The organism is Paraflavitalea speifideaquila (genome assembly GCF_032395985.1).
Taxonomy (GTDB): Bacteria; Bacteroidota; Bacteroidia; order Chitinophagales; family Chitinophagaceae; genus Paraflavitalea; species Paraflavitalea speifideaquila.
In genome coordinates, this window is the sequence record NZ_CP135920.1 from 1498766 (window position 1) to 1520358 (window position 21593).

17 protein-coding genes and 4 pseudogenes are annotated in these 21593 nt (G+C 45.5%); 15 read left to right on the plus strand and 6 right to left on the minus strand.

The annotated features are described in order from the left end of the window. The first annotated feature begins 181 nt into the window (after positions 1-181). The 7 genes and pseudogenes from gltB to RS881_RS10580 all read left to right on the plus strand — a co-directional run bounded on the left by gltB (position 182) and on the right by RS881_RS10580 (position 9242). Positions 182-4165 (plus strand): annotated as a pseudogene (gene gltB / locus RS881_RS10550) (glutamate synthase large subunit). After that, a pseudogene (locus RS881_RS10555) lies at positions 4066-4817 on the plus strand (GltB/FmdC/FwdC-like GXGXG domain-containing protein). Before gltB ends, RS881_RS10555 begins: the two co-directional pseudogenes overlap by 100 nt. Continuing rightward, positions 4807-5673: a glutamate synthase subunit beta gene (locus tag RS881_RS10560; protein ID WP_315821045.1), complete on the plus strand. Its 867-nt coding sequence runs from the start codon at positions 4807-4809 to the stop codon at positions 5671-5673. The pseudogene RS881_RS10555 and the gene RS881_RS10560 overlap by 11 nt, the downstream one beginning before the upstream one ends. Positions 5674-5753: 80 nt before the next feature. Continuing rightward, positions 5754-6254 carry an FAD-dependent oxidoreductase gene (locus RS881_RS10565; protein WP_315821046.1) on the plus strand — a complete coding sequence of 167 codons (501 nt, stop codon included), beginning with the start codon at positions 5754-5756 and terminating at the stop codon, positions 6252-6254. A gap of 564 nt (positions 6255-6818) precedes the next feature. Further along, a pseudogene (locus RS881_RS10570) lies at positions 6819-8038 on the plus strand (ammonium transporter). A 131-nt stretch (positions 8039-8169) separates the two neighbouring features. Further along, on the plus strand, positions 8170-8748 hold the full coding sequence (locus tag RS881_RS10575) for an outer membrane beta-barrel protein (RefSeq protein WP_315821047.1): 579 nt from the start codon (positions 8170-8172) through the stop codon (positions 8746-8748). Next, the gene (locus RS881_RS10580; protein WP_315821048.1) at positions 8703-9242 is read left to right on the plus strand and encodes an outer membrane beta-barrel protein; all 540 of its coding nucleotides are present in this window, start codon (positions 8703-8705) and stop codon (positions 9240-9242) included. The genes RS881_RS10575 and RS881_RS10580 overlap by 46 nt, the downstream gene beginning before the upstream one ends. A gap of 1143 nt (positions 9243-10385) precedes the next feature. Here RS881_RS10580 and RS881_RS10585 read toward each other — a convergent pair. Further along, positions 10386-11072, minus strand: coding sequence for a phosphoenolpyruvate carboxylase (locus RS881_RS10585; RefSeq protein ID WP_315821049.1), 687 nt, complete (start codon positions 11070-11072; stop codon positions 10386-10388). Continuing rightward, positions 11066-12964, minus strand: a complete 1899-nt coding sequence (locus RS881_RS10590; RefSeq protein ID WP_315821050.1) for a phosphoenolpyruvate carboxylase — start codon at positions 12962-12964, stop codon at positions 11066-11068. Before RS881_RS10590 ends, RS881_RS10585 begins: the two co-directional genes overlap by 7 nt. A gap of 73 nt (positions 12965-13037) precedes the next feature. Between RS881_RS10590 and RS881_RS10595 the strand changes: the two genes are divergently transcribed. The 8 genes and pseudogenes from RS881_RS10595 to thrC all read left to right on the plus strand — a co-directional run bounded on the left by RS881_RS10595 (position 13038) and on the right by thrC (position 18547). Continuing rightward, complete coding sequence (locus RS881_RS10595; protein ID WP_315821051.1) at positions 13038-13205, plus strand: hypothetical protein; 168 nt, start codon at positions 13038-13040, stop codon at positions 13203-13205. A gap of 268 nt (positions 13206-13473) precedes the next feature. Continuing rightward, positions 13474-15216 carry an aspartate kinase gene (locus RS881_RS10600; protein ID WP_315821052.1) on the plus strand — a complete coding sequence of 581 codons (1743 nt, stop codon included), beginning with the start codon at positions 13474-13476 and terminating at the stop codon, positions 15214-15216. Positions 15217-15359: 143 nt separating this feature from the next. Beyond that, positions 15360-15916 (plus strand): annotated as a pseudogene (locus tag RS881_RS10605) (homoserine dehydrogenase family protein). Positions 15917-16068: 152 nt separating this feature from the next. Further along, entirely contained in the window at positions 16069-16497 is a 429-nt protein-coding gene (locus RS881_RS10610; RefSeq protein WP_315821053.1) for a GHMP family kinase ATP-binding protein, read from the plus strand. Beyond that, the gene (locus tag RS881_RS10615; RefSeq protein ID WP_315821054.1) at positions 16494-16916 is read left to right on the plus strand and encodes a homoserine kinase; all 423 of its coding nucleotides are present in this window, start codon (positions 16494-16496) and stop codon (positions 16914-16916) included. Before RS881_RS10610 ends, RS881_RS10615 begins: the two co-directional genes overlap by 4 nt. Then, the gene (locus tag RS881_RS10620) at positions 16910-17050 is read left to right on the plus strand and encodes a hypothetical protein (protein WP_425476346.1); all 141 of its coding nucleotides are present in this window, start codon (positions 16910-16912) and stop codon (positions 17048-17050) included. Before RS881_RS10615 ends, RS881_RS10620 begins: the two co-directional genes overlap by 7 nt. A 196-nt stretch (positions 17051-17246) precedes the next feature. After that, positions 17247-17714, plus strand: coding sequence for a PALP domain-containing protein (locus tag RS881_RS10625; protein WP_315821055.1), 468 nt, complete (start codon positions 17247-17249; stop codon positions 17712-17714). After that, a complete protein-coding gene (gene thrC / locus RS881_RS10630; protein ID WP_315821056.1) occupies positions 17702-18547 on the plus strand; it encodes a threonine synthase in 846 nt (281 codons plus the stop codon). Before RS881_RS10625 ends, thrC begins: the two co-directional genes overlap by 13 nt. Positions 18548-18828: 281 nt before the next feature. Here the strand turns inward: thrC and RS881_RS10635 are convergent, their stop codons facing one another. The 4 genes from RS881_RS10635 to RS881_RS10650 are packed head-to-tail and all read right to left on the minus strand — an operon-like array spanning position 18829 to position 20816. Next, positions 18829-19293, minus strand: a complete 465-nt coding sequence (locus RS881_RS10635; RefSeq protein ID WP_315821057.1) for a hypothetical protein — start codon at positions 19291-19293, stop codon at positions 18829-18831. Further along, a complete protein-coding gene (locus RS881_RS10640; RefSeq protein WP_315821058.1) occupies positions 19290-19706 on the minus strand; it encodes a LytR/AlgR family response regulator transcription factor in 417 nt (138 codons plus the stop codon). Before RS881_RS10640 ends, RS881_RS10635 begins: the two co-directional genes overlap by 4 nt. A gap of 55 nt (positions 19707-19761) precedes the next feature. Next, positions 19762-20106, minus strand: a complete 345-nt coding sequence (locus RS881_RS10645) for a LytR/AlgR family response regulator transcription factor (protein WP_315821059.1) — start codon at positions 20104-20106, stop codon at positions 19762-19764. Then, positions 20103-20816, minus strand: a complete 714-nt coding sequence (locus RS881_RS10650; RefSeq protein WP_315821060.1) for a sensor histidine kinase — start codon at positions 20814-20816, stop codon at positions 20103-20105. The genes RS881_RS10645 and RS881_RS10650 overlap by 4 nt, the downstream gene beginning before the upstream one ends. Positions 20817-21593: the final 777 nt, after the last annotated feature.

Consider the following 21593-nt stretch of genomic DNA (forward strand, 5'->3'; position numbering starts at 1 on the left):
TTTATGATTTAGATAACATTTTATTAATAGACTAGCAAGCGTTAGTGTGGAAAATAATTGTATGTATCTACGGTTTTCCTTCTTTTTTGTTGTATTTTTAAAGCGTTGCTTGCTGCCATATTGAAAATTCCTATGGAAAACGTGGGTTTTATTGAAAATTTTCAAATCAAAGCTTCTTTTCATGGCAAGCAATCAGGGTCTCTATCATCCTTCTTTTGAACGCGATGCATGTGGAATAGGATTCGTAGCAAACATCAAAGGCCACAAATCTCATCAACACATTTCCGACGCACTTACCGTATTGGAGAACATGGAACACCGTGGTGCCTGCGGTTGCGAAAGCAATACAGGCGATGGCGCTGGTATCATGATCCAAACACCGCATGAATTCTTCTTCGACGAGTGTATTAAGTTAGGCGTGCCACTTCCTCCCTTCGGTCGTTATGGTGTAGGTGTTATCTTCTTCCCCGCGAAATACGTTTACGCGAAGAATGCCGCGATATATTTAACCGCACAGCCGAAAAGTTGGGCCTCGAGATCCTCGCTTATCGCAAAGTGCCTGTTAATCCCGATGGTATCGGATCTACTGCCCTTAGCGTAGAACCAGAAATGGAACAGGTATTCATTGCCTGCCCCGATCATATTACCAATCCCGACGATTTTGAACGTAAGCTGTTTGTACTGCGCAATTATGCCAGTCATACCATTACCAATACCGTTAAGAAAGATGCGATAGGTTTTTACATCGCTTCTATGTCTTATAAAACAGTTGTCTATAAAGGACAATTGACCAGTATGCAGGTACGCCCTTACTTCCCCGATCTTACCAATAAGCGGGTAGTAAGTGCTTTTGGTCTCGTGCACTCTCGTTTTGCTACCAATACCTTCCCTTCCTGGAAACTGGCCCAGCCTTTCCGCTTTATTGCTCATAACGGTGAGATCAATACCTTGCAGGGTAACCTCAACTGGCTCAAGACCAGTGAGCCTGGCTTTGCTTCTCCTTATTTTAGTAAGGAAGAAATGGAAATGCTCCTGCCCATCGTTACCGAAGGTCAGTCAGACTCTGCCTGCCTCGACAATGTAATAGAACTACTGGCCCTTACCGGCAGGTCATTGCCACATGTAATGATGATGCTGATACCCGAAGCCTGGGATGGCAATGAAGAAATGGATCCCGTTAAGAAGGCTTTCTATGAATTCCATGCCTCTATGATGGAGCCCTGGGATGGTCCCGCTTCTATTTCTTTTACAGATGGAAAGATCATCGGCGCTACCCTCGATAGAAATGGTTTACGCCCTTCCCGTTACTGCGTTACTACCGACGACCGGGTCATCATGGCTTCCGAAACAGGCGTACTGCCCATTCACCCCACACTTATCAAAGAAAAAGGACGCCTGCAGCCTGGTAAAATGTTTGTCGTAGATATGGAGCAAGGACGTATCATCAGCGATGGTGAACTCAAACGCAATATCTGCTCACAAAAACCTTATGCCGAGTGGCTCAATAAATATAAGATCAGGCTCAATGAATTGCCCGAGCCAAGAGTCATGTTTACCCACCTGGAACATGAGCAGGTGTTCAAATACCAAAAAGCATTCGGTTATTCAACCGAAGACCTGGATACCCTGATTGCGCCTATGGCCATTGATGGCAAAGAACCCATCGGCTCCATGGGTACCGATACACCCCTGGCTGTATTGAGCGATCAACCCCAGCACCTCAGCAGCTACTTCAAACAATTGTTTGCACAGGTTACCAATCCGCCCATCGATCCCATCCGCGAGCGTATGGTCATGTCCCTGGCCACCTTTGTAGGCAACAATGGTAGCCTGCTGGAAGAAGATCCCCTAAGCTGCCATACCGTGGCGCTCAAGCACCCCGTTCTTTCTAATCACGAACTCGAAAGCATTCGCAGTATAGATACCGGTATCTTCCAGGCCAAAACCCTCCAATGTTATTTCAGGGCCGATGGCAATCCCGGTTCCATGAAAAAGCACTGGACCGTATCTGCCGCTACGCAGTCGATGCAGCACAGGATGGCTTTGAAGTATTGATCCTGCAGGACAGGGCCATTGATTCCGAACACGCACCCATACCTTCCTTACTAGCTACCGCCGCCATCCACCACCACCTTATACGCAAAGGATTGCGTGGTCAGGTAGGTATTGTGGTAGAAGCAGGCGATGTTTGGGAAGTACACCATTTTGCCTGTTTACTCGCCTTTGGCGCTACCGCTATCAACCCTTACCTCGCATTGTCTTCCATACGCGATATGAAACTCTCCGGTAAGATGGAAACCACACTCGATGCAGATCACCTGAAGAAGAACTACATCAAAGCCGTAAATGATGGCTTGCTGAAAGTATTTTCCAAAATGGGTATCTCCACCCTGCAATCTTACCAGGGTGCACAGATTCTGGAGATCATTGGTCTTAATAAAGAAGTCGTTGATAAATACTTTACCGGCGCCACTTCCCGTATTGAAGGAATGGGCCTCGATGAAATAGCCAAAGAAACACTCGCCAAACACACTTTTGCCTTTGCCCGCAAAGATGTGCCCGTCAATCGCCTCCCTGTAGGCGGTGTGTACCAATGGAAACGCAAAGGCGAATTCCACCTCTTCAATCCCCAAACCATCCACCTCCTGCAATATTCAACCAGGATGGGTGATTACAATACCTTTAAGAAATACACCAAACTGGTTAATGACCAGGGCGAAAAAGCCTGCACACTTAGAAGCCTGTTCCGTTTTAAACGCAATCGCCCGGCTATTTCAATTGATGAAGTAGAAACCGCAGAGAACATTTATAAGAGATTTGCTACCGGCGCCATGTCATTTGGATCTATCTCATGGGAAGCCCATACTACCTTGGCCATTGCTATGAACCGCCTGGGCGGTAAGAGCAATACCGGCGAGGGTGGCGAAGATGAAAGAAGGTATGAACTGATGGAGAATGGCGATTCCATGCGCAGCGCCATTAAGCAAGTAGCTTCTGCCCGCTTTGGTGTAACCAGCCAATACCTCACCGAAGCTGACGAACTCCAGATCAAAATGGCACAGGGTGCCAAACCTGGTGAAGGTGGACAATTGCCTGGCCATAAAGTAGACGACTGGATTGGTAAAACACGTCACTCAACCCCAGGCGTGGGTTTGATATCACCACCTCCACACCACGATATCTATTCCATTGAAGACCTGGCCCAATTGATATTCGATCTGAAGAATGCCAATCGTGCTGCCCGCATCAACGTGAAACTGGTTTCCAAAGCCGGTGTAGGTACCATTGCTGCCGGTGTGGCCAAAGCCAAGGCCGATGTAGTACTGATCTCTGGTTTCGATGGAGGAACAGGTGCCTCACCCGTAAGTTCCATTAAACATGCAGGCCTGCCCTGGGAATTGGGATTGGCCGAAGCACATCAAACCCTGGTAAAAATAAACTGCGCAGCCGTATCGTATTGCAGGCCGATGGTCAGATGAAGACCGGTAAGGATATTGCTATTGCTGCCTTGCTGGGTGCCGAAGAATGGGGTGTTGCCACCGCAGCCTTGGTGGTTGAAGGTTGTATCATGATGCGTAAGTGTCACCTCAATACCTGTCCCGTAGGAGTAGCTACACAAGATCCCGAACTGCGCAAGCGTTTCTCTGGTAATGCAGATCATGTGGTAAATTTCTTCAAATACATTACCCAGGAGCTGCGTGAGATCATGGCCGAGCTGGGCTTCCGCACCGTAAATGAAATGATCGGTCAGGTTGATACCCTCGAAATGCGTGACAATATCACCCATTGGAAATACAGCAAATTAGATCTGTCACCCATCCTCTATAAAGAACCCGCTTCCTTATACACCGGTTTGTATAACCAGGAAGCACAGGATCATGGATTGGCTAATGTGCTCGACTGGCAATTGCTGGAAGCAGCCAAACCGGCACTGGAAAAGCAAGAGCGCGTAGCGGCTTCCTTTACAGTAAAGAATACCGATAGAACCATCGGTACCATTCTCTCTAACGAGATCACCAAAAATACAAAGCAGCCGGCTTACCCGACGATACCATCCACTTTAACCTGGCTGGTACCGCAGGACAAAGCTTTGGCGCATTCAATACCAAGGGTGTTACCCTCGAATTGGAAGGCGATGCCAATGACTATTTTGGTAAGGGATTAAGCGGTGCAAAGCTCATTATATATCCTCCACGGCAAGCCTCTTATGTACCCGAAGAAAATATTATTATCGGTAATACCGCTTTTTATGGCGCCACCGCTGGTGAAGCCTATATCCGTGGTAAAGCGGGCGAACGTTTCTGCGTGCGTAACTCAGGTGCTGCCGTAGTAACAGAAGGTACCGGCGATCATGGTTGTGAATACATGACCGGGGTACCGTCGTAATATTGGGAGAAACAGGACGCAACTTTGCCGCAGGTATGAGTGGTGGTATCGCTTACGTATACGATGTGAAGGCCCAGTTTGCCGATCGTTGCAACCGCGAAATGGTCGACCTCGATCCCGTTGATGCCGATGACGCCAGAGTATTGCAGGATATGATCATGAAGCATTACGCTTATACCGGTAGTACCATTGCCAGGTTTGTACTGGATGATTTTGAAAATCAGCTGAAGAACTTTGTGAAAGTATTCCCGGCAGATTATAAGAAAGTACTGCAGGCAAAAAAGCACCCGTACAGGCAGGTAAGTAATGCCATGATCAACGACTATAAACAACTTAGACTAACAACAATAAACTATAAAATACAATGGGTAAGCCATCGGGTTTTTAGAGTTTACGAGAGAGTTGCCAGGCAAATTGCCAGTGCAGGATAGAGTAAAAAATTACAACGAGTTTGTAGAACGCTTCAGTGAAGAAAAGCTGAACCAGCAAAGCGCCCGCTGTATGAATTGCGGCGTTCCATTTTGCCACAGCGGATGCCCCCTGGGTAACGTGATCCCCGAATTCAATGATGCCATCTATCGCAAGAGCTGGGAAGAAGCGTATGATATCCTGACATCTACCAATAATTTCCCCGAGTTTACAGGACGCATCTGTCCTGCACCCTGCGAAAGCGCTTGCGTGTTGGGCATTAATCAGCCTCCTGTAGCCATTGAAGAAATAGAGAAACATATTATAGAGATAGCCTTCGATAAAGGTTTTGTAAAACCACGCAAGCCCAACGTGCGCAGTGGTAAAAAAGTAGCCGTAGTAGGATCAGGTCCTGCAGGATTAGCGGCAGCAGCCCAGCTCAACTATGCCGGTCATACCGTAACCGTATTTGAGCGCGATGATGCACCAGGTGGACTTTTGCGTTATGGCATTCCCGATTTCAAGCTTGAAAAGTGGGTGATCGACCGCCGCATCCAATTGATGGAAGAAGAAGGCGTTACTTTTAAATGCAATGCCAACGTAGGTGTGAATGTAAGCATCAATGACCTGCTGCGTGAGTTTCATGCCATCGTTCTTGCTGGAGGCTCTACCGTTCCAAGAGACCTGCCTGTTCCTGGCAGAGAGTTGAAAGGCGTTCATTATGCCATGACCTTCCTGAAGCAACAGAATAAGCGCAATGCTGGCAAGGATCCCCTGGCCAATCCAACCATTGAAAGCAATATATTCTCCGAAGATATTTTCGCCACCGGTAAAAATGTGGTAGTTATTGGGGAGGTGATACCGGCAGCGACTGCGTAGGTACCTCCAATCGCCAGGGAGCATTATCCGTTACCCAATTTGAACTGTTACCCAAACCGCCTGAAGGCAGAACTACCTTTATGCCCTGGCCTACTTACCCCATGACCCTTAAAGTATCTTCTTCTCATGAAGAAGGAGCGCAGCGTCACTGGGCCATTGCCACCAAATCATTTGTGGGTGATGAGCAGGGTAATTTAAAAGCGTTGAAAGTGGTGGACCTGGAATGGAAGATCACCGAAGATGGCCGCCCCGCTCAATTCGTAGAAGTAGCCGGCAGCGAGCGCGAACTTCCTTGCGAATTGGCTTTACTCGCCATGGGCTTTGTTCATCCCCAACATGACGGCCTGGTCAATGAGCTGGGTGTGGAACTGGATGAACGGGGTAATGTGCGCGCCACCGAAAAAGCCTACCAAACCAATATCCAGAAGATATTTGCTGCTGGCGACGTTCGCCGTGGGCAAAGCCTGGTAGTTTGGGCCATTAGCGAAGGGCGCGAATGCGCCCGGAAAGTGGATGAATTCCTGAGCGGTGGCGTATCCCTCCTGGAAAGCAGAGACCAGAATATCATCATGGCCGTTTAACAAAACAACATAGAGTGCTGAAAAAGCCATTCACCATGAGGTGGGTGGCTTTTGTGTTATGTATACACGTTAGGGTGCACAAACACGCATACCGGTAATTTTATATTGGTAAATGAGTCATTATACCAGCAATAATGCGAGTGTAGAGACTTTGTTTACCTTTTTAAAAATTTATTTTTTAGAAGCTGTCCAAAAACGACAGCTTTTTCTATTTCCATATTCGAAATTCTCTATAATTCAGGTGGGATAATTGTTTCAACCCATAAAACTGCTGTAATACAATAATATTATAAATAAATGCATATATGTGCTGTGGTCAAGAACAGGCAAAAAAATGCTAAATTACATTCACAGTAACACATGCAACTCATTCTTAATTTAACAACTAAAATCAACTGGTATGAAAAAATCACCTTTAAAGAGGTGGCGCCTTTCCTCGTTTTGGCAGCCGTAGCGGTCATTGCGATCTTTATCCCCGCCGTTCCTGATTATGTAGACACAAAAGGGGCTTACAACAATGCCGACATTACCTGGGTGCTGGTCGCGTCAGCCCTTGTGTTTTTAATGACCCCTGGACTTGCCTTCTTCTATGGTGGTATGGTACATCGTAAAAACGTGATTTCCACCATGATCAAGAGCGTAGCCGCCGCTGGTGTAGTAAGCGTTTTGTGGATAGTTGTTGGATTCAGCCTCGCCTTCGGCGATTCCCAGGGCGGATGGATCGGTAACCCCTCCACACACTTATTCTTCAAGGGAGTAGCCTCCGGCGAACCCTGGGGAACCATTCCAAAATCATTGTTTGCCGTGTTTCAGCTCATGTTTGCCATCATTACCCCAGGCCTGGTTGTAGGCGCCGTAGCTGAACGTATTCGCTTTACTTCTTATATATTGTTTATCGCCCTGTTTAGCTTGCTGGTATATTGCCCCTCGCACACTGGACCTGGCACTCTGAAGGCTTCCTGTTCAAAATGGGTGTACTCGACTTCGCCGGTGGTACCGTCGTTCACATCTCTGCTGGTTGTGCAGCCCTCGCTGGCGTACTCGTACTGAAACGCCGTAAAGTACACATGGAACACAAGGAAATACCTCCTGCCAATATTCCCTATGTACTGATCGGTACCGGTTTGCTCTGGTTCGGTTGGTTTGGCTTCAACGCCGGCTCCGCTTTAGGCGCTAACAGCCTCGCCGTTTCTGCCTTCTTTACCACCAATACAGCTGCCGCTGCTGCTGGTTTATCCTGGATGTTCTTTGATGTATTAAGAGGTAAAAAACCTTCCGTGCTGGGCTTCTGTATCGGTGCTGTGGTAGGCCTCGTAGCCATTACCCCCGCTGCCGGTTTTGTAGCCATCCCACAAAGCATCACCATCGGTGTCATCGCAGCCCTCGTATCCAATATTGTAGTCTACTACAAACAAAAATCTAAGCTCGACGATACCCTCGACGTTTTCCCCTGCCATGGCGTAGGTGGTATGGTAGGTATGCTGCTGACAGGCGTATTTGCTACCAAAGCCGTAAACGGACTGGGTGCGGATGGTTTGTGGTTGGGTAACGCAGGATTCCTGTGGACACAATTCAAAGGCATGATCATTTCTGTTGCCTTCAGCTTCAGCATGTCCTTCATCATCTTCAAATTCATCAACTTCATATTGCCCCTGCGCGTATCTTCCGAAGAAGAAGAACTCGGTCTGGATGCTACCCAACACAACGAAAAATACCTCCAGGGTACTTTGCTTGTGCACGATAATGGAAAAATGGAAGATAAACTAGTGGAGAGCGGACATTAAGAAAAAGGTACAGCATCTAAATAAGCTTCTGACACAAGCTCATTCCGCCGTACCCTTTCCTTTTAACACTTAAAATCTTTAACAATGTTAAGAAAATTCTCTGTATTGGCCATAGGTGTGGCCTGTTCTACGTGTGCTTTCTCGCAAGATTCAACAAAAAATCCAATTTTAACCTTTCCGGTTCCGCTGATGTATACTACAGATACAACTTCAACAATTTCAAAGAGAAACCTTGGAACAATAAAACCAGTTTCACCAATTCACACAATTCTTTCGAACTGGGCATGATCTCCCTCAAAGCCGAACACTCCATCGGAAAAGTAGGCCTCGTTGCCGACCTTGGCTTTGGTAAAAGAGGACAGGAATTCTCCTATAATGAGCAAGCCAGCGAAGACGATAAATCAACCGTGGTGATCAAGCAATTGTATCTTACCTATGCGGTAAACGATAAGATCAAATTCACCATGGGTAGCTGGGGCACCCATGTAGGCTATGAAGTATTGGATGCCTATCTCAATAGGAACTACAGCATGAGCTACCTCTTCTCTTATGGTCCCTTCTTTCATACAGGTGTAAAGGCCGATATCAGCCTGGGTGGAACCAGCGCCGTAATGGTGGGTATTACTAACCCTACCGATTTTAAAAGCGCCAGCGCTGCCCTAAAATGTTTATTGGCCAGTTCTCTACCGGTTCCAAAGATGGTAAGTTAAAAGCCTTCTTCAACTACCAGGGAGGTAAATATGCCGAAAAAGCCCGATTGTCCCAATATGATGTAGTTGCAACCTATGCCGCTTCCGACAAGTTTAGCCTGGGTGTTAATGGATCACTGCAATCAAGAAGCGCAAAAGATGCCACTGACAAATGGAGCGATTCCGAAAACTGGTATGGCGCTGCCCTCTACCTCAATGTAGACCCTGTTAACTGGTTTGGCTTAACATTGCGCACCGAATATTTCGATAACAAGAAAAATGTATTGGGTGTAGATGGCTTGGGTACTAGTTTCTTTGTCCCCACTTTATCGGCTAATTTCAAAATTGATAACCTGACCATCATTCCAGAGTTTAGGTTTGACAATGCAAAAGATAAAGTAGACAATACAATTACCCCCGGTGGTACCCTGTATTTTCAAAGAAAAATGGCGAGGCTGTTAAATCAACAGGCAGCTTCGTGCTGGCACTGGCTTATCATTTCTAAGTATAACTGATTAATAATATTGCCTGGTACTTTCATCAGCCGTTTTTACAACAAAACACAAACTGTAGGATCTTCATCAACGATCACTTGTTTTCCACAGAGCTATTTACAGTCACATAGGAGTTTAGTGTTGTTTTGTTAAGAATGAGAGGCACCGGGCGACCGGTGTCTCCCTTTTTGAAAAACAACCCCAAGGAATAAAAACAAATAAGGCTGTCTCCCGGTGGGAGGCAGCCTTATTTGTTGAATGTTAAAAAATAGATTTATTCAACCAGGTTACTGGTTTATGCCGATCGCTAAAAACTATCAACCAAATCCTCGTCATCACCTTCTTGCATTCCTGATTGCTATCTCGCTTTAATAAGTGGCTGGCGTTCACCGGAGATGTCCATCAGTACAGAAAAATGAATAACCAGTGGCAATAGCCCTCAGTGGTAGTTAATAACCAACAGCACCACTAACCACGAACAGCTAATTTGTTTACAGCTAACTCCTACATGCTAAAACCTAACAACTAAAAGCTAACCGCTCACACATACAACCTAAAAGCCCGTAGCTCGAAGCTCGCCGCTCGTAGCTTGTATTCAGTGTTGCACAACACTTCTTCTACCATCAACCGTGCTTAGGGGCCCCGTCCACACAGTCGATCTGTTCAACACAAACATACAACTTCCAGGTACCCATTTCCAATACCCCATTGCCGGTTTATGTCGTTTCGGCTATAAATCGACGTCAATTACGTCGATTTATAGCGCTTTCGACCAAAAATAACCGAATCGACAATTACACATTTGGATTTGGCATACCCTGTGTTGTATGTTTGCCAGGAGCCAATGGAAGACAGCCTGACAGCAGCAAGCTGCCAACAATAGTAAGGAAAGGAGAAAGTACGAAGCAACCAGTAATTGACGAGTAATAATCAATAATCAGTAATCAATAATCCGTATCCCTTCAGTATGCCTTCTCCATAGCTTCAGTATACCTTCCCTATGGATAGCGTATGCTAATAGCGACAAACCCCAAAACAGCCACTTTTCACAAAGACTGAGCGGGCACCTGGCGCCCCTGCCACAATTAATGCGAAATGCCTTAAAACAAAAAAGGTGCCCCCTGCAATGGAGACACCTGCTGTATAGTTTTGTAAGTGTTATGCCTAAGCCGAATTACGCCCCGCATTGATGATACCAAACGAACACCGGATCACCAGCTTCTCAAAGATTTCTTTGTGCGTAGCAGGCGCCTGCTGCTCTTCCAACTGCCTGATACGCGTCATGGCATATTGTTGGATCGTCGTCAGCGGCAATACGATCCTTTCGCGTGTTGTAATAGACGTTTGCTCTACCGGGTAATCATACATCAATTCATTTTTCCCCGAAAGCTGGAAAATGTATTTCTTCGTCAACTCATATTCCTGGAAGATCATATTCCAGATCTCCCCATAACGTGCGTCATTCGATAAGTATTCAGTAAGCGGGAAAAAGCATTTCTTCATCGCCATCTCACAGTTGTCGATCAGCGTTTTGAAGAATTGCGAATTCTTATACAGCTGCTTGATGGCAGGAAGCTTACCTTTCTTATCCAATGCCTGCAAGGCCATGCCCACACCATAATAACCCGTTACGTTTTGTTTCAACTGACTCCAGGCTCCTACAAAAGGAATGGCACGAAGGTCCTTCAAGGATAATTTAGACGAACTGCCCCGTTTAGCCGGACGGCTGCCGATATTCGTTTCACTGTAAAACTTCAGTGGACTGATATGCGATAAGTAATTAAGAAAATCAGGATGATTCTTGAGCTGAGTGTAGGCCTCCAGGCTTTCATCCGCCAGTTCTTTCAGCAATTGTTCATCATCCTGTTGCAGCGTCTTTTCTTTAGCCGAAAAACATAGTTGGAGATCCCCGCATTTAATAACTGCTCAATATTGAACTGCGCCGAATCTACCGTTCCAAAATTAGAACTTACCGTTTGCCCCTGTATCGTAAGCTGTATTTCTTTATTAGAAATATTGTTACCCATCGAGGAGTAGAACTTATGCGTTTTACCTCCACCACGTGCAGGAGGGCCGCCCCGGCCATCAAAGAACACCACATCAATGCCATAATTGCGCGATATGCTCGTAAGTTCCTCCTTGGCTTTATAAATACTCCAGTTGGCCATTAAGTAACCCCCATCCTTCGTACCATCCGAAAAGCCCAGCATGATCGTTTGCCGCTGATTGCGGCGCTGCACATGCTGACGATAAACCTCATTCTTATACAGCGATTCCATAATCCCCGCAGCTCTTTCCAGGTCGTCAATCGTTTCAAACAACGGAACAATGTCAATATCCAATTTGTCCTTCGTCCAGCCACTCAACAGGAACAGGCCAAAAACTTCCATGATGTTCAGCGCACTGTTACTCTGGCTGATGATGTAGCGATTGGACCCTTCTGGTCCATTGTATTCCTGAACACTCTTAATAGCAGTAATACTTTGCAGCGTATCCTTAATAACACCTTCTTCATAAAGATCAGCATGCGCAGTGCCCGTTAAATTCGTGAGCGTATTGATCTTGTCATGCTCAGATAACGATGCATAATTGGCCGGTATTAATTGTTCTTTGGCAGCAATTGCTTCCAATACCGTATTGTGGACCGAACTTTCCTGCCGTACATCCAGCGATGCAAAGTGCAATCCAAATACCTGGATCTTATTGATCAGGTTCTCTACCAGGTGCTGGAACAACCCGTTGTGTTGATACGTAAGTATTTCACGGATCTTGTACAACTCGTCCAGGATACCTTGTTTCGTAAGCGCCGTACGTTGACCGGGAATGAAGATATTATTGTATAGCTGTTTTTCCAGCTCAGCCAGTATCGTATCGATTCCTTTAAAGGTGAGGCGACGTTTCAGCCGCCGTACATCCAGGTAATAACACTTAATGATGCTTCCCCGCAACAGGTCCGCCACCTTAAGCGTAGTATCTGCTGTTACAAAAGGATTCCCATCCCGGTCACCCCCGGGCCAAAAACCCATCGTAATAATGGGGTTATTATCTGGTACCACCTGGGGAAACTGGTTCTTCAGGAAAGTTACAATGCGCCCAGCCGCAGGATAGAACACATTTTCAAGGTACCATACCAGGCTGATCGCTTCATCAAATGGAGTAGGCTTCTGCTTTTTAAAGAAGGGTGTTTTGCCCAATTGCTGCAGGTACATATTGATCTGACTGGCATTATTGTCCGCCAATGCTCTGGACAGGTCATTGATGATACCCAATACCGTACCCGGATAAAATTGCGTCGGGTGCGCCGTCAATACCATCCGTATCGAAAAATCTTTCAACTTTTCAGCCAGTTTATCCTGCGCCCCTTCCTGTATTACCTCCGACTCAAGGTATTTAAGCGTTCCAATGCCATTCATGTCCTGTACTTCCCGGAAAGAAGCATCCTCCAGCGCATCAAACAATACTACCTGACGCTCCACATATTGAATAAACCGGAACAACAGATCACAACGGTCCTGGTCTTTCTGGTAGATCGTATGCTTTTCAAAGAATTCTTCAATGATCTGAGTAGGGCTTAACTTATGCTTATAGCCCTCTTCACAATTATTTAATAATAGCGATAACAGGATCCCTGTTTTCTCAATACGGTGAAATGGAAGTGATGTAAAAAGGCTGTTGTAGAGCTGGAATTTAATACCAACGTAATTCTTAAATTGCTGCAGTCCTCTCGTCGACTGATGGTCCATATGGAATGTATTTTAGGCAATAATCAATTGATACATATAACAAGCAGCAACACAAATGGGGAATGAAAGTACGATGAAAAATCAAGAACCCAAAAAGATCAATACCAGCCTTTCAAGCACCAGCAAAGCAAATACCCACTTACTACTCACGACGCGTATCTCACCCCGCACCACCAGCCCCACGCCTCTCACCACTCCCCGCTGGCTGCACGCCCCTCACTATTCCCTACTCATTCTGTAGACCAATTTTCCAGAAACATTGGAAACTAACACTTGTTATTGCTAAATTGCGTATATTTGATCACCTGTTTAATAAGTGGTACACGCACACGTACATATCATTTCCTCCACCTCCTCTGTAGCTACTACGGCTACAACAACGACTACTACAATTACGACCCGCTAAGGGTTGTACATTTCCATATTACCATTTGGGCTTTTAGCTGATCGTACCTGGGACTGGTATAGTCTATTTATCAATAACTTATAATCAACTAATCATACTCGATATGCAGGTCTTAAAGTTCGGTGGCACTTCTGTTGCCAATGCCGATAATATCAATAAAGTAGTAGCTATTCTTCAAAGAATAATACAACACAATAAAACCCTGGTAGTAATATCCGCATTTGGCGGCGTAACCGATAACCTGTTAAAGGCAGGAACCCTGGCTGCCCTGGCCGACGAATCCTATAAAGAAGTATTGGCCACCATCGAACACCGGCATATTGAAGCTGTGAAGGCCCTGGTACCCGTAGCTAAACAAAGCAGTATTTTAAGCTGGGTAAAACAACGATGTAATGAAATAGAAGACATCTGTAATGGTGTTTTCCTCCTGGGCGAATTATCCGATCGCACCCGCGATCGTATCGTAAGCTTTGGAGAACTGATCTCATCACAAATTGTTACCGCCCGCCTCAAAGCCGCCGGTACCGATGCCGTATGGAAAGATGCCAGAGAGCTCATTATTACCGATTCCAACCACGGCTTCGCTGCCGTTGATTTTCCCGTAACCGATTTTAATATCCGTACCTACTTTGCTGCTGCATCCGAAAACCTCTTTGTATTGCCTGGCTTTGTGGCTTCCAATCCCGAAGGGCTTACTACTACCTTGGGAAGGGGAGGGTCCGATTATACCGCTGCCATCCTCGCCAGCGCATTAGATGCTAAAGTATTGGAAATTTGGACCGATGTAAGCGGTATGATGACCGCCGATCCCAGGCTGGTGCCAAATGCCAAAGCACTTCCTCATATCTCTTACCAGGAAGCCATGGAGCTATCCCATTTTGGCGCCAAAGTGATTTATCCGCCCACCATCCAACCCGTCATGAATAAGAGTATCCCTGTATGGATCAAAAACACATTTGAGCCCGATGCACATGGTACCGTGATCGAAAACGTAGGATCGAAGAAAAATGGCAATAATATCCGCGGTATTACCAGCATTAATAAAATAGCTTTACTAAGCCTGGAAGGGCCTGGCATGGTAGGCATTCCCGGTTTTTCCAAAAGACTCTTTGAAGCCCTGGCTACAGAGCAGATCAATGTGATCCTGATTACCCAGGGTTCTTCTGAACACTCTATTTGCGTTGGTATTGATGAAGCAATGGCCGCCGATGCAAAAGCGGCAGTAGATAAAGCCTTTGCTTATGAGATCGAAACCGGGAAAGTAGAACCACTCCTGGTTGAACCGGGACTGTCCATCGTTGCCCTGGTGGGCGATAACATGAAAAGCCATCCGGGTGTTAGTGGCAAAATGTTTGGCGCCATAGGGCGCAATGGCGTGAATGTCCGGGCCATCGCACAAGGTTCTTCCGAACGCAATATCTCGGCTGTCATCGCCGCCGTGGATGTAAAGAAAGCCATCAACGTATTGCATGAAGAGTTCTTTGAAACCACCTATAAACAAGTCAACTTGTTCATAGCAGGAGCCGGGAATGTAGGAAGCAAGTTATTATCCCAATTGCAACAACAACAATCCTACCTGCAGGAACAATTGCGATTACAGGTGCGTGTGATTGGAATTGCCAATAGCCGTAAAATGGTATTTAATGATGAAGGCATCAACCTCTCCAAATGGAAGGAAGAACTGGAGCGCGGTGAAGCCATGCAGTTAAAGAGGTTCATGGAAATTGTGCGCTCAAAGAACCTGCGTAATTCCGTGTTCACCGATGTGACTGCCAATGACCAGGTAGCTACCTGCTATGCACAGCTATTGAAAAGAGCATTTCCGTCGTGGCCTGTAACAAAGTAGCCTGTTCCTCAGCCTATGCTTATTATAAAAAACTGAAGGACCTGGCCAGGGAATACAATGCCGCATTCCTGTTTGAAACCAACGTAGGAGCCGGCCTGCCCGTGATAGGTACTTTGAATGACCTGTTACGCAGCGGTGATGTGGTGAATCGGATTGAAGCCGTGTTGAGTGGAACCCTGAACTTTGTATTCAACAATTATAATGGACAGAAAAGCTTTGCCGGGGTCGTGAAACAAGCTCAGGACGAAGGCTATACCGAACCCGACCCACGATTGATCTTAGCGGCACCGATGTGATGCGTAAAATTATGATCCTGGCCCGCGAAACTGGCGAAAGACTCGAAATGGACGATATCACCAATACCACCTTTATGCCTCCTTCCTGTATGCAGGGTAGCGTGGATCATTTCTATGAAGAGATGGCTAAACAGGAAGCTCATTTTGCCGCCTTGTATGAAGAGGCCGTGAAAGCTGGCAAAAAGTTGAAGTTTGTAGCAAAGTATGAGAATGGTAAAGCCACCGTAGGGTTGCAGCATATCGATCCCCGGCATGATTTCTATCACCTGTACGGGAAAGACAATGTGGTATTGTTCTACACCAATCGTTATGCAGAGCAACCCCTTGTGGTGAAAGGAGCCGGCGCAGGTGCCGAAGTAACCGCTTCTGGTGTTTTTGCTGATATCATCCGGGCAGCCCATTAAGCCATTAAAAGGTGGGTCGCCCTGCCGTAGAGCATTGCATTGCTGAAGGGCGGCTTCCCTTCGGCCATTAAAGGTGGGTCGCCCTGCCGTAGAGTAATGCAGTGCTGAAGGGCGGCTCACCTTCAAATCTAAAATGCTTTAAAAATCTTAAGATGAAAGAACAAGTAGGAAATAAATTATCCCCTCATTCAGCGTCCCGTGGTAAGCTAGCCGGTGTAAAAGTGTTTGCTCCAGCCACCGTAGCCAACCTGGTATGTGGATTTGATGTGTTGGGTATGGCCCTCCATCGCCCCCAGGACCTTATGTCGGTACGCCTGCGCGATCAACCAGGCATTGTCATTCAACACACCGATGGCTATCAGCTGCCCGTAGAGCCCGAAAAGAATGTGGCAGGCGCTGCCCTCCTGGCCATGTTGGAAGAAGTAACCGATGCCCCCGGTTTTGATATCACCATCGATAAACGCATAAAACCGGGTAGCGGATTGGGTTCCAGTGCTGCCAGCTCGGCGGGTGTTGTGGTGGCCGCCAATCACCTATTAGGTAATATCTTTCCAATGAAGACCTCGTGCGGTTTGCCATGAATGGCGAAAAGGTGGCCAGCGGTGTAAAACATGCTGATAATATAGCGCCTGCCATCTATGGTGGTATTACCCTGATTCGTTCTATTTTTCCGCTGGACATCGTACAGCTAACCGCACCACCTTTGTATGTAACAGTAGTTCACCCGCAGATTGAAGTAAGAACCTCCGATGCCCGTCAGATACTGCGCAAAGAAGTACAATTGAAAAGTGCCATCAAGCAGTGGGGCAATATAGCTGGTTTGGTAGCCGGTTTTATGAAGAACGATTATGGCCTTATTGGCCGGTCATTGGAAGATGTGATCATAGAGCCCGTGCGCAGCATACTCATACCTGGGTTTGACGAAGTAAAAAATACAGCAAGGAAGCAGGCGCCCTGGGCGGTGGTATTTCAGGTTCCGGGCCGTCTATTTTTATGCTAAGCCGCGAGGAAAGCACCGCACAACAAGTGGAGTACGTAATGACCGAAGTGTATGTAAAACTGGGCATAGATTTTAAAACCTATGTAACCACCATCAGTTATGAAGGCGTGAAAGTTGTAGCCGATAGTGAATAAAGGGGGCGAGCTGCAAAGATTGCTCAACAGGCAGCTCGTTGTTTTCCGTCCCTTTAGGGACGAAAGCTTTGTAGCCGATAGTGAATAAAGGGGGAGCTGCAAAGATTGCTCAACAGGCAGCTCGTTGTATTCCGTCCCTTTAGGGACGAAAGCTTTGTAGCCCAATAATCAATAATTAATAATCAGTAATTCTTATATGCGGTATTATAGTTTGAATAAACAATCGCCCGACGTTGATTTTAAAGAGGCCACCATCAAAGGACAGGCCCCGGATAAAGGATTGTATTTTCCGGAGCATATTCCCCAAATTGAACAACCTTTCTTTGATCATATTGAGCAGTACACCAACGAACAAATAGCACTCCGGTTAATAAAGCCTTATGTGGCAGGCGCCATGCCCGATGAAGAGCTGGAGCGCATTGTGCAGGAAACCCTCAATTTCCCCATACCACTGGTAGCTGTACAGCAGCCTGTCTATTCCCTGGAACTATTCCATGGGCCTACTTTAGCTTTTAAAGATGTAGGTGCCAGGTTTATGAGCCGCTGCCTGGGATATTTTGCCCGGGAGCAAAAAGGTAAAGTGGTGGTACTGGTAGCAACCTCTGGCGATACAGGTGGAGCCGTGGCCCATGGCTTTTATGATGTTCCGGGGTGGAAGTCGTGATCCTCTATCCCTCAGGTAAAGTAAGCACCGTACAGGAAAAACAACTTACCACCCTGGGGAAAAATATCCAGGCGCTGGAAGTAAAAGGAAGCTTTGATGATTGCCAGCGCATGGTTAAACAGGCTTTTGCTGATGAACTACTCACCAGCAATATATTTCTTACCTCCGCCAACTCTATTAACGTAGCCCGCTGGCTGCCCCAACAATTCTATTATGCCCTGGCCTGGAAGCAATGGAACGATAAAAAGAATCCACCTGTTATTTGTGTGCCCAGCGGTAATTTTGGAAACATCTGTGCTGGTCTCCTGGCCCATCGGTCAGGATTGCCCGTAAAACACTTTATTGCCGCCTGCAATGCCAATGATGTGGTAACCCAATACCTGGAAGGGGCCCAATACCAACCCAAACAAGCAGTCCCTACTTTATCAAATGCCATGGATGTGGGTAATCCCAGCAACTTTGTGCGCATACTGGAGCTTTTCCACCAGGAATTTGGTGCCTTGAAAAATGTATTGAGCAGTTATTCCATAACAGACGAGGAAACCAAAACGACCATCAAAAAAGTATATGAAAAATACCACTACCTCACCGATCCCCATGGTGCCGTGGCTTACCTGGCCCTTCAAAGATACCTGGGGCAGCATCCTGGTCAGCAAGGCATTTTCCTGGAAACTGCCCATCCTGTGAAGTTTTATGATGTAGTAGAACCTGTAATAGGAGAGACCATTCCCTTACCTCCCGTGGTGCAGGACATGATAACCCTGGATAAACAAAGCCACCTGGTAGAGGCCAACTATGAAGCACTGAGGTCCTTTTTGCAAAGCAGGTATTAGATCAATGTATACACACCTGCCATACCGAACTAAAAGCCCCCATAAATAATTGAGGCTGCCTCCATGTTTTTGCTAACATAGGAGACGGCTTCCTTTTTAGCGGAGTCCGCCGGCAGATTGTCGAACCAAGTAACAACATTCTTTAATCGTAGTAGTACTAAAAACACTTCATAGATAACTGTCAGTGCAAATAATACTATCCTTCTAAAGATCCGCATTATATTGTGGATCTTTAGAAGGATAGTATTATTAATTATTGAGAAGTACCTTTTCGGGCTGCTTTACCTTGGGATACGTGTAGCATAGGCCAAAGAGGGACCATCTTTTGAAACATGATATTCGCCATATTTAATATTGTCAGGCTTCATTGCCATAATTTCCCAATTAACCACCAGGGGCGTTGAAAACGCAATAGTATACTGGAGTTTGGTTTTGGGAGAATCAACAAAGTTCCATGTGCTAATCTGGTATTGTGTGCCATTTGGTGCTACATAAGTGCCGGTATGATCATTTCTGAAAGTAATATATTCATTGTCCAGCTCATGATTTGGACTGCCCCTTTTATAGGAATATGGAATATTACCTATCTGGCTTCTGATCTCGTCAATTTTCCAAGAAACACCCGTCAATATCTGTTCAGGAGTTTTTTCCGGGGAACTTGGATTACCATCTTTGGAACAGGAATAAAGAATTGATGTACATAAAAATAACATAAGCAGTAAAATGCCATACAAACGGATTTTCATATAAGCCCATTTTTGTTTAGAGCAGCAAATAACCAATAAAAATTTAAAGGATAGAACAGGGGCAGCGAAACGGATTTATAGACGGTATTGAGGGGTTCACGAACGGTGTGTTTTTTTAAGAGTGCCACAAAATGGTCTTTGCTCCTGCGTGAAATGGTGAACTGACGGCCATCATTCATTTCTACAAAACTTTCGTATTGATTTACCTCCTTCAAATGCTTCAAATTAATGATGCGAGATTTGTGTATACGTACAAACAGATCAGGATCCAACTGACGCCCGTAAGAGGCAAGATTTTGGGACAGGTAATGTTGTTCGCCATTCTGTAAACTGATCTTTGTATAGCTGCCATCTGCTTCAAGGTCAATTATATCATCCGGATCGATATAAATCCCGCGCCCGACAGTTCGCAATGAAAGCATTTTTTAAATGTATTTTTCTTTTGCCCTGATTCACTAAGCCTGTCTTTTACCTTTTTACCGCAAACACCAGTTCATCAACATCTACCGGCTTTAGTAAATAATCTATGGCAGAAAATTTAAAGGCTTTTATAGCATATTGACTATGAGCTGTGACAAATATTATGTGAAAATCGGGTGTATCAAACCTTTCCACCAGGTCGAAACCTGTTGTCCCGATCATCTCTATGTCAAGAAACAATATATCAGGCTTTGTATCGGTTATCAATTTGTAAGCAGCTCCTATATCAGCGCAGCTACCGGCAACAGAAATTTCCGGGCAATAAGTTTCCAGTAACTTCTGAAGGGTAAACCTGCTTTTGATCTCATCGTCTACAAGTATGGCTTTTATCATTTGTACGGCATTATTTCGGGGATTTCTAAAATTACTTGAGTTCCTGTAACCACACCTTCCTCCATGACATCGATCGTGTTTGAAGACAGGTGATAGTTAAAATGTATTTTCAGCGCTTCAATTTTGTCCCTAATAATTGAAGTACCTGCAGATACATGCCCATCGATTTCGTAATTATTTGCTTTGGCAGCTTCAACCCGTCCTATTCCATTGTCTGTAATTGTACAAACGATCTTACCTTGGCTGGGCCACAGCCTGACAGAAAGAAATGAACCCAGTCTGCCTCTGAACCCATGTTTTATTGCATTCTCAACATAAGGCTGCAACAACAAATTGGGTATCAATACATCATTCTGGTTAATTCCTGCATCAACGTCAATTTCATACATAAATTTTTCTTCAAACCGTAGATTCTCCAGGTCCAAATATAGCCTTAACAATGTCAGCTCTTTTTCAAGAGATACAAAAGTCACACGCGAATTGTCGAGCGTAATTCTTATCAGGCGTGCAAACTTACTAAGATAATTTTGCGCCGAAATCGAATCATTGTATAATATATAGTATTGAATGGAACTTAAAACGTTAAAAATGAAATGAGGGTTCATCTGAGCCCGAAGCGCTCTCATTTCCAACTCCACCAGCTTTTTGTTCATTGCAGTCTTCTCTTCCTCTTTTCGACGAATTTGCATTATGCGCCAGCGAATAGTCATAAAAATGGCTGCGGCAACAATCAGTATCGCTAAAACAATAAACCATATGGCTCGCCAGAATGGGGGCGGACACTAAAATCAATTGACAATAGGTTCTGCCCCGTCCAAATTCCGTCCTTCAGTTTAGCCTGTATCTCCAGTTTGTAATCGCCATACGGAAGAGGGTCAAAAAAATTTCCCTGGCGGAAGTATACGACCAGGTAAATCCGGGTTTACTCAATCGATACCTGTACTGGATATCGCCATTACTTCGGTAGCTGAGTGCAGTATAGAACAATTCGAGCTTCCGCTGTTTATACGATAGATTATAAGTGTTGTTGTTTTTACAGTTTCGCCGTTAATCTTTACTGATGAAATGTAAAAGGGCATGCTATCCTGCCTCTTTTTTGAAAAATTGTAGCATCCATTACTGTAAGGCCGGCGTTGCTTGAAATAAACACCTGTTTATTCACTTGGAGAATGTCATTTATTTCATTTGACAAAAGCCCTCCCGAACACCAACATTCTGAATGATAAATCTTACCGGATTAAAGGAGACCGACAATCTGCTTACACCCTTATTGGTGGCGATCCATATATAACTACTATCAAAATAAATTTTACGAATATTATTACTTGCCAGGCCATCGTTTTCCGAGAGTTGGTACAATGAGTCGGCAGTGATCATTATAAAACCATTACCCCTTGTACCGAGGCATAGATATTTGTTGCGAAACTCTCCTATGTCGGTAATTCTTGATCGTAAAATTTTATTTGAGGAGTCATATAGCATCGCGG